The organism is Candidatus Thermokryptus mobilis (assembly GCF_900070205.1).
In the GTDB taxonomy this organism is placed as follows: Bacteria; Bacteroidota; Ignavibacteria; order Kryptoniales; family Kryptoniaceae; genus Kryptonium; species Kryptonium mobile.
On record NZ_FAOO01000020.1, the window covers coordinates 22247 to 31475 of the forward strand.

Sequence of the window (9229 nt, forward strand, 5' to 3'; positions counted from 1 at the left end):
ATCAATTTTTTTCGCTTTTCTTTGAAACTAAAAGTTTTCTGTACCTTCTCACGGCAGAGAGATGTTCTTCATATGTCTTTGAAAATACATGTCGTCCTTTCCCATCTGAGACAAAGTAAAGAAATTTATGTTTTTCGGGATACAAAACAGCAAGTATGGAACTTTTACCAGGGTTGTTAACAGGTCCGGGTGGTAATCCCTTATTGAGGTAAGTGTTATACGGAGATTGAATTGTCAAATCTTTATAATAAAGTCGCCTTGGTCCGTCAGGTATTATGTATTGAATTGTTGGATCTGCTTCAAGTGGCATGTTCCTTTTTAAACGGTTTAAATATACCCCAGCTATCTTCGGTTTTTCATCCTCGTACATTGCCTCGCCTTCAACAATTGATGCAAGAGTAACAACCTGATGAATTGTAAAGCCAAGTTCTTTAGTTCTTATTTTCAAAGTGTCATTGTAAAACCTTTTGAATTCTTCAAGCAACCTTAAAATTATATTCTCTTCCTCATCTCCCCAAATAAAATTATATGTGTCAGGCATTAGGTATCCCTCAAGGGTGTTAGATTCAATTCCGAGTTCCCTTGCAAATTCTGGCGAATTTACAAGCGACATAAATTTTACAGAATCAATACCAACCTTTGACTTTAAAATTCCAGCGATCCTTTTGGCAGTTAATCCCTCTGGAATTGTAACGGTAACCGAAAATACAAGTTTAGGGTTTACTATTTCATTTATAACAACCGCTATCGGAAGGTTATCACTGAGAATATATCTCCCGGATTTTATCTTTTTGTCATAGCCAAAAACTTTTGAAACAATTAGCGCCAAAAGTTTGTCCCTTATCAAACCACGTTCGCTGAGTGTTTCCAAAACATACTTAAAGGATGAATTTTTAGGAATGTCAATTATCTCTAATTTCATTGGGGGAGTGTTTATAATGAAAAGGTTTTTGTTTAAATAAAAAAGAAGTGAGAGGGAAAGCAATAAGATTAAATATCTTAGATTATTTAAAAGCTTGACATTGCCGTCTTTAAACTTGTAAATCTGCTCTAGTTTTTCCCTTTGTTCGGCAGATTCTCTTTCAAGTCGCCTTGATTCGTCTATTATTCGTTCATATAACCTTTTGATCGCCATATCAGACAAGGGTCCGAAGTTATGTTTTGTCACATTTTCAATGACCTGTTTTTCCCTCTCCGGTGAATAAATCGGCAAATTTAACTCCTGTTTTAATTTCCCTATTTCATCTGCGTATTTAGCTCTTCTATTTAAGAGACGAACTATCTTGATATCAATCTTATCAATTTTTTTGCGCCATTTTTCAATTTCATCATACTTATTTTTTCTACTGAAAAGACCCATATTTTAGCTCAGATAAAAATTCTGAAGCTATTTTAACACACATTGACACATCACTTGCGTTTGATAGTTTTTTTATCAAAGCTGAACCAACAACAGCACCCATTGCCCATTCCCACACCTTCAAAACATGTTCTCTTTTTGAAATGCCGAAGCCAACGACAAAAGGTTTTGTAGAAAATTTTCTTACCTTACTCATAAAATTAACGAACTCACCGTCACCGAAATTTTCTCTTTCACCAGTTACCCCTGTTATTGAAACGCAATAGATGAAATGTGTTGATTTTTCAGAGATAAGTTTTATTCTCTCCTCGCTTGAGTTTGGTGCAACAAGAAATATATTGCTTAGACCATAGGTTTTGGATACATCAATTAAATTTTCCGCTTCATCAACTGGCAAATCAGGAACAATTAAACCGTCAACTCCTGAATTAACTGCGTCAAAGATAAATTTTTCAAGCCCTCCACTTATAATTGAATTTGCATATCCCATCAGAATAATCGGCGTGTCAAAATTTCTTCTGAACAATGAAACGAGATCAAAAATTTTTTTTAGGGTGATGCCATTTTTTAAAGCTACCAAAGATGAATTTTGAATCGTTACACCATCTGCTATAGGGTCGCTGAAGGGGATTCCAACTTCTATCATATCAGCACCAGATTTTGCAAGCGCTTCAAGAAGTTGCAAAGTTACACCAGGTAAAGGAAATTCCGGTGTTATATAGGGTATAAGCATTTTTTCACCTTTTTTTAAAACCCTTTCAATTCTGTTCATCTCATCCAATTTTTAAATTTGGAATTGGTGAGATTTCTAAATCACTTTTTATTCCGTTTTTCAACTTAACATATCCAGCATAAGCTATCATTCCCGCATTGTCTGTGCAAAATGTAAGATCCGGGATGTAAAGTTTAAAACCTAGCTCATTAGCTTTTTCAGCCATTCTTTTCCTTAACTCTGAATTTGCAGCGACACCTCCAACTACTGATATACTTTTGATATTAAAGTCCATCGCTGCTTTGAAAGTTTGCTCAACGAGACCATCAACAACTGCTTTTTGAAAACTGGCGCAGATATTTGGTATAAATTTCTTTTTCTCATCCTCACTGAGATTTTGGAAGTTTATTCTTTTAAGATAATATAGCACCGCCGTCTTTAATCCGCTAAAGCTAAATTCATAACCTGAGGTTCGCTTTGATGGGATTGGCTTGGGAAATTTAACAAAATTTGGATCACCTTCCCGAGATAATTTATCAATAATTGGTCCACCTGGATATCCAAGACCAAGTAGTTTTGCGACTTTGTCAAATGCCTCCCCAGCTGCGTCATCTCTTGTTTGCCCGAGTAGTTTGAAATTTAGAAGGTTTTCCACAAGAACCAACATAGTATGACCTCCAGAAATGACAAGTGAAATAAATGGTGGCTCTGGACTTTCATTAGATAAGAAAACAGAGAAAATATGTCCCTCAATGTGATTTACTCCAATTATTGGGATTTTTAACGCATAAGCCATTGCCTTTGCAAAACTCACTCCTACAAGAAGTGAACCAATTAACCCAGGTCCGTATGTTACAGCAATGGCATTTATATCACCTTTACTTATCCCTGCCAAATTAATCGCTTCACCTACAACCTGCACAATTATCTTTTGATGTGCCCTTGATGCAAGTTCCGGGACAACTCCGCCATATTTTGAATGAAAATACTGCGATGATACAACGCTTGACAATAAATTCCCATTCTTCAGAACCGCTGCGGATGTTTCATCACATGATGTCTCTATTCCAAGCACAACCATCTTAAAGGTGGACTTTTTGAAAAAGTTAATCAAAAGATGTATTTAATTCAAGAAATTTTTTAAAACAAGACAAAGTTTTGTATAATAAGAAAAAGAAAAAGTTATCCGAATGATTGCGCAAGGTTTTAAGTTACTCATACGCTCTTTTATGGATTTCGTCTTTATTTCAGAGTGTGAAATTTGTGGAAAGTATCTTGAGGATAGCAAGATGATAGTTTGTAAAGAATGCCTCAGTAAAATTGAAAGAGTTGATCGTTTTGATATAGAGAGAAAATTTGAGGAAAAATTTGCTGGGGGCTTTATAAGTAAAGCGTTCTCATGTTTTCACTTTGAAGAAAATACAATAGTCCAGAAGTTAATTCACGAGATGAAATACAACAATAAACGATCAATTGGGAAAATTCTTGGCGAAATTCTTGGCTCATCTATAAGAGATGAACACGACTTCATTACCGCGGATGCGCTTCTTCCCGTTCCCCTTCATAAAATAAGAAAACGCGAAAGAGGTTATAATCAAAGCGAGTTAATCGCGCTCGGGGTAAGCAAAGTTATAGGAATTAAAGTTATTAGCGACCTTTTGGTTAGGGTAAGAAACACTCAAACGCAAACTAAGTTAAATCTCCACGAAAGAAGAGAAAATGTTAAAGATGCTTTTAAAGTTAAAAACAAATATAAAGATTTCATTGTTGGTAAGAAGTTCATTGTTGTTGACGATGTGATAACAACGGGTTCAACAATTATAGAGTGCGCTAATGTTTTGAAGCAAAATGGTGCTGATAAAATTTATGCTTTATCTGTTGCAATTGCTTAATCAATTTGAACCATTTCCTTTAAAATTTTATTCGCTATTATTATTTTTTGAATTTCACTTGTCCCCTCCCCTATAGTTAAAAGCTTTGCATCCCTATAAAATTTCTCAACCGGATATTCTTTTATATAGCCATATCCGCCGTATATTTGCACTGCTTCAATGGCGCACCTCACAGCAACCTCACTCGCAAAATACTTCGCCATAGAAGCATGAAGTGAGTAATCCTTTCCTTGATCTTTTAAATATGCTGCTTTATAAGTAAGCAATCGTGCTGATTCTATTTGCGTGGCCATATCTGCGAGTTTCCACTGAATAGCTTGAAATTCAGCGATATACTTGCCAAATGCTTTTCTTTCCTTTGCGTATTTTAAACTTAACTCAAAAGCACCCTGTGCGAGACCAACTGACAACGCTGCGATGCCTATCCTTCCGCCAGCGAGTATCTCCATTGCTTGTTTATAACCTTGACCCTCTTCCCCAATTAAATTTTCCACCGGAACTTTACAATTATCAAAAATTAACGAGCAAGTATCGCTTGCCCTCATCCCAAGCTTATCTTCCTTTTTCCCAACTATAATCCCATCATAACCCTTTTCAACTATAAAAGATGATATACCGTTCTTGCCTTTGGTTTTATCCGTCACAGCCATGACAACGATCACATCACCAACGCTTCCATGTGTGGTAAAAGCTTTGTTACCGTTCAATATGTAGCAGCTGTTTTCTTTAACCGCTGTTGTTAATAAATTTGCTGCATCGCTTCCGGCTTGCGGTTCCGTTAAAGCCCAAGCCCCTATTTTCTTCCCTGTGCAAAGTTCAGGTAAATACTTTCGTTTTTGATTTTCATCACCAAAGCAATATATATGATTCGTGCAAAGTCCATTATGAGCAGCAACGCTCAACCCTATAGATGGATCTACTCTGCTTATTTCCTCAATTATGGCAACATAATCAAGGTATTTCAACCCTGAACCACCATATTCCTCCGGGAATGTTATCCCGAGGAAACCAATTTCTCCGAGTTTTTTCATTATTTCAAATGGGAACTCACCTTTCTCATCGTATTTTCTAACATATGGTGCAATTTCTTTTTCCGCGAAATCCCTTGCAAGTTGCTTCACTTGCTTCTGTGTTTCGGTTAAATAGAAATCCATCTTTATGGATGATATTTTGTTTTTAATGGAAACTTTTGGTTTCGTTCAAAAAATTCTTTTGGTAAAAATTTTCAATTAGTTCTTCAGCTATTTCAAATGGATTTGCTTTCGGCAATTCCAAAGAAGAAATTTTTTCGTCAAGAATCTTCTCCCTTTCAATAGTCCAGAAATTTTTCCTTAACCTTTCTTCAATAATTTCCTTTATCTTGAACTTCAATTTATCCTTTCTTCTTTTATAAAATTCCCCTGTTCTAAATAAAAAATCTCTGTGCTTTTTTATTTCATTTAATAATTCATCCACCCCTTGACCTGAACTTGCGATGGTTTTTATCACATTTATTTCCCACTGATCCAACTTTTGTCTAAAGCTCAATACACTTTTTATTGAATTAACCGCCACATCAGCCCCCTCGCGATCGCTTTTGTTTAACACGAAAATATCGGCTATTTCCATCAATCCTGCCTTCATCGCTTGGATTGAATCACCAGATTCGGGAACCAAGACAACCACTATCGTATCTGCGACTTTTACAACATCAAGTTCCGATTGTCCAACTCCAACTGTTTCAAAAATTATATAATCAAATCCAGCTGAATCAAGTATATCCCCAGCCTCATCTGCCCTTTTACTTAGACCACCCAAACTTCCTCTCGTTGCCATACTTCTTATGAAAACACCACCATCAAGTGATAACTCATTCATCCTAACTCTATCTCCAAGAAGCGATCCCCCCGTAAAAGGGCTTGTTGGATCAACAGCAATTATACCAACCTTTGCTCCCTCCCTTCTTAAAAGTTTCGTAAGTTGAAAAACAATAGTACTTTTTCCAGCACCCGGAGGACCTGTTATGCCAATTTTGTAAGATTTGCCCGTATAAGGATAAATTTTCCTAATGAGTTCTTCACTTTCAGAATAATTGTTCTCAATAATTGATATAGCTTTTGAAATCGCCTTAAAATCACCATTTACAATTTTATTGACTAAATCAATTATCAAATTGAGATTTAAATTTGTTTTTAAAAAACTCAACGGTTAACCTTAATCCGTCATCAAGAGAAGTCATAGGTTTCCATCCGAGCGTTTTATAGATCTTTTCATAACTTATAACACTTCTTCTCTGCTCACCGGGCTTAGCAGGTCCATGAAACTCATCGCAATTTGCGCCCGTTAGTTGTTTTAACTTGTGAAATAACGTGTTAACATCCGTTTCAATGCCTGTTCCAATGTTGAAAATATCTGATTTATCATAACTTAGCGCTAAAACATTCGCTCTAACTACATCCCCAACGAATGTATAATCTCTTGTTTGAAAACCATCTCCATTTATTACTGGTTGCTCACCTTTTAACATTTTACTTGTGAAAATAGCTACAACACCAGCTTCGCCATGGGGGTTTTGCCTTGGACCGTAGATATTGGCATACCTCAAAACAACATAGTTTAAAGCGTAAACTTCCTTGTAAAAATAAAGATATTTCTCAACCGCTAACTTAGCAACACCATATGGGGATAAAGGTCTTGTCGGATGGTCTTCATCAGCAGGGAAATAATCTTGTTCCCCGTAAATAGCTCCACCAGTTGATGCGAATATAAATTTCTTTACTCCATACCTGACACAGTTCTGAAGTAGATTCAAACTTCCAATTATATTTACATCCGCATCATAGATTGGATCTTCAACCGATTTCCTAACATCCATTTGTGCAGCATGGTGATTTACAACATCTGGCTTTTCATTCTTAAATAAATCTTCAATATCACTGTCTCTTATATCCATCTTGTAAAATTTTGCCTTTGGGTTGAGGTTTTCAATACTTCCGCTTGACAAATTATCAACAACTACTACCTCGTGACCGAGTTCTAAATAAGCATCAACAACATGAGAGCCAATAAAACCAGCTCCACCTGTTACTAATATCTTCATTTATTACCCGATTTTGTTTTTAATAAATTTTGCAGATAAGAATTTACATCATCCAAAATTTTTTCTAATAATTTAATTTCATTTTTAGCAACTTCAAAATTGCCAAAAGATAATGCCTCGGTAATCCCTGGCAAAGATTGATATCCATAACCTTGATAATAACCTGGCGCATAAATTCTGTGTTTATACCAATTTCTGTTCCACAATCCTTCCTTTGGTGTGAATTTTCTTTCTATTTTTTGTGTTTCAATTTGCAATAACATTTTTTGCTTTTCCTTTAATTCCATTGTTAAATCCTTTAACTTTGAAACCTTATCTTTCAAACCTGAAAGATTCAAATTAGCACTTTTCAATTCCTCTGAAAAAATACTATCTATGTCATTTATATACTTCTCTATCTCAATGGCGTAATTAAAATAATCAAATGGAAGATAGTCGCATGAACTTAATCTCATCAGAATTAAACCGACTATTTTTACCATCGTTTCATGATATTTAAAACTTGGGTCTCCAAAATTTTTCATCCAGTAAAAATTGTCCAGTTGTGAGTGATAAACGCCGTAATTTCCAGAAAAACTCAAATCTATTGAAGGAATTCCAGCATAGTCAAGAAAAGCTGTGTAATCTGAACCACTTCCCAATCTCCCAATTTTAACCTTTGCCGAATCTGGATTGTATTTTTTCCCATTTTCTTTATTTTGTTTTAACCACATCTCATAAAAAATACTATTACCTGATTCTGGGTCATTCACATTTTTTATTACTTCTTGAATAAAATTATCAAGAGAAGGAACAGAGATTGCGTTGAAATTTTTACCAGAGACAGCAGCATCAATGTTAACATAAACAATTGCATTTTCAGACAAATCTTTTAAATTTTCCTCAACCCATTCAGTTGAACCAATTAATCCATATTCTTCAGCATCCCAGGCGCAAAATAGTATGCTTCGCTTTGGTTTCCATCCGCTTTTAACAAGTTCTGATAATGTTCTTGCTGTTTCCAGCATCACAGATGTGCCACTATTTGGGTCCACAGCACCATAAACCCAAGCGTCATGATGATTTCCAAGTATTATTTTTTTCTCTGGCTCAACAAATCCTTTCAATTCTGCAACGACATTTTGAATTCGTCTAACTTTCCAATCGGATTTAATTTTCATTTTAACCTTAGCTGGTCCAGGTCCAACATGATAAGCGAAAGGCAAACCTCCCTGCCAACCTTCCGGGACATTCATTCCTGACAAGTTTTCAAGTATCTTTTTTGCAATTTTATAGGAAACGGGCATTGTTGGAATTTTAGGCAAACTTTTTGCTGATTCAGGTGAAATTCTTTTTGCATCTTTTAGAGCTGGATAACCAGGTGTCAATGGATCACCCGGATATTCAAACATATAATAAATACTCCCCCTTTGTACAGCTTCCTCTGGTCTCCAAGGACCCCTCGGATAAACATCGCCTTTCATATACCCATCATCCATTGGGTCAGAGTAAATTATTAATCCCAGTGCACCATTTTCTTCCGCAACTTTCGCTTTAACTCCTCTAAATGATTTACCATATCTTGCTATAACAATTTTCCCTTTTACATCAACACCGAGTTCTTTAAGCTTTTTATAATCTTCAGGGAGACCATAATTTACATATACAACTTGCCCCTCAACTACCCCATCCGGTGAATAGGCATTGTAAAATGTAAAGATGTTATCGTCATATGTATCTTTATCCCACAACCAAGTCGTCTCCTTTAGTTCAAACTTAACAACCTCGGGCTGTATCAACTCAAGCGAAACTTCCTCAGGATATGGAAGATAAGCCCAATACTCAAATACTTTTGAGGTTAATCCATAGGATTTGAACACGCTATCAATATATTTCACAACTTTATCGCTGGCTTCACTACCTGCGGGATGGGGCTCCTCGGTCAAAATAAACAAATGCTTTTCACAATTACCCGCTTTAGGAAGAGACAAAAATTTGCGCTCCCATTCAATATGAGTACCGACATTTTGCGGAAGAAATCCAGTAATTTCTTGTGGAAAAAGCGTTTGAATGAAAAAAGCGTAGGCTAAAATTTGGTAAAGTAGATTAGTTATTTTCATTTTTTTCGGAAAAATAAAAAAGATTTACTAAAATTTCAAGTGTTGTATTTTGCTATTTGCAATAACGATTTTGAATTTTTTGATGAG

Annotated in this window: 8 protein-coding genes; 1 reads left to right on the forward strand and 7 read right to left on the reverse strand. The window is 35.7% G+C overall.

The window, feature by feature from the left end; translation table 11 throughout:
• Position 1 precedes the first annotated feature (1 nt).
• From mltG to tsaD, 3 genes are read right to left on the reverse strand one after another with little or no spacing between them, the layout of a single operon-like run.
• A complete protein-coding gene (gene mltG / locus FKZ43_RS10095; RefSeq protein WP_140945772.1) occupies positions 2-1360 on the reverse strand; it encodes an endolytic transglycosylase MltG in 1359 nt (452 codons plus the stop codon).
• Complete coding sequence (trpA, locus tag FKZ43_RS10100) at positions 1344-2132, reverse strand: tryptophan synthase subunit alpha (RefSeq protein ID WP_140945773.1); 789 nt, start codon at positions 2130-2132, stop codon at positions 1344-1346. The genes mltG and trpA overlap by 17 nt, the downstream gene beginning before the upstream one ends.
• Position 2133: 1 nt before the next feature.
• The gene (gene tsaD, locus FKZ43_RS10105; protein WP_140945774.1) at positions 2134-3153 is read right to left on the reverse strand and encodes a tRNA (adenosine(37)-N6)-threonylcarbamoyltransferase complex transferase subunit TsaD; all 1020 of its coding nucleotides are present in this window, start codon (positions 3151-3153) and stop codon (positions 2134-2136) included.
• A gap of 148 nt (positions 3154-3301) precedes the next feature.
• Between tsaD and FKZ43_RS10110 the strand changes: the two genes are divergently transcribed.
• Positions 3302-3964 (forward strand): ComF family protein, encoded by a 663-nt coding sequence (locus tag FKZ43_RS10110; RefSeq protein WP_181180339.1) that lies wholly within the window; start codon positions 3302-3304, stop codon positions 3962-3964.
• Here FKZ43_RS10110 and FKZ43_RS10115 read toward each other — a convergent pair.
• The 4 genes from FKZ43_RS10115 to FKZ43_RS10130 are packed head-to-tail and all read right to left on the reverse strand — an operon-like array spanning position 3961 to position 9142.
• On the reverse strand, positions 3961-5118 hold the full coding sequence (locus FKZ43_RS10115; protein WP_140945776.1) for an acyl-CoA dehydrogenase: 1158 nt from the start codon (positions 5116-5118) through the stop codon (positions 3961-3963). The genes FKZ43_RS10110 and FKZ43_RS10115 overlap by 4 nt on opposite strands.
• A 22-nt stretch (positions 5119-5140) precedes the next feature.
• Entirely contained in the window at positions 5141-6148 is a 1008-nt protein-coding gene (gene meaB, locus FKZ43_RS10120) for a methylmalonyl Co-A mutase-associated GTPase MeaB (RefSeq protein ID WP_235894748.1), read from the reverse strand.
• Positions 6105-7043 carry an SDR family oxidoreductase gene (locus tag FKZ43_RS10125; protein WP_140945777.1) on the reverse strand — a complete coding sequence of 313 codons (939 nt, stop codon included), beginning with the start codon at positions 7041-7043 and terminating at the stop codon, positions 6105-6107. The genes meaB and FKZ43_RS10125 overlap by 44 nt, the downstream gene beginning before the upstream one ends.
• Positions 7040-9142: a M28 family metallopeptidase gene (locus FKZ43_RS10130; protein WP_140945778.1), complete on the reverse strand. Its 2103-nt coding sequence runs from the start codon at positions 9140-9142 to the stop codon at positions 7040-7042. The genes FKZ43_RS10125 and FKZ43_RS10130 overlap by 4 nt, the downstream gene beginning before the upstream one ends.
• Between the last annotated feature and the right edge of the window lie 87 nt (positions 9143-9229).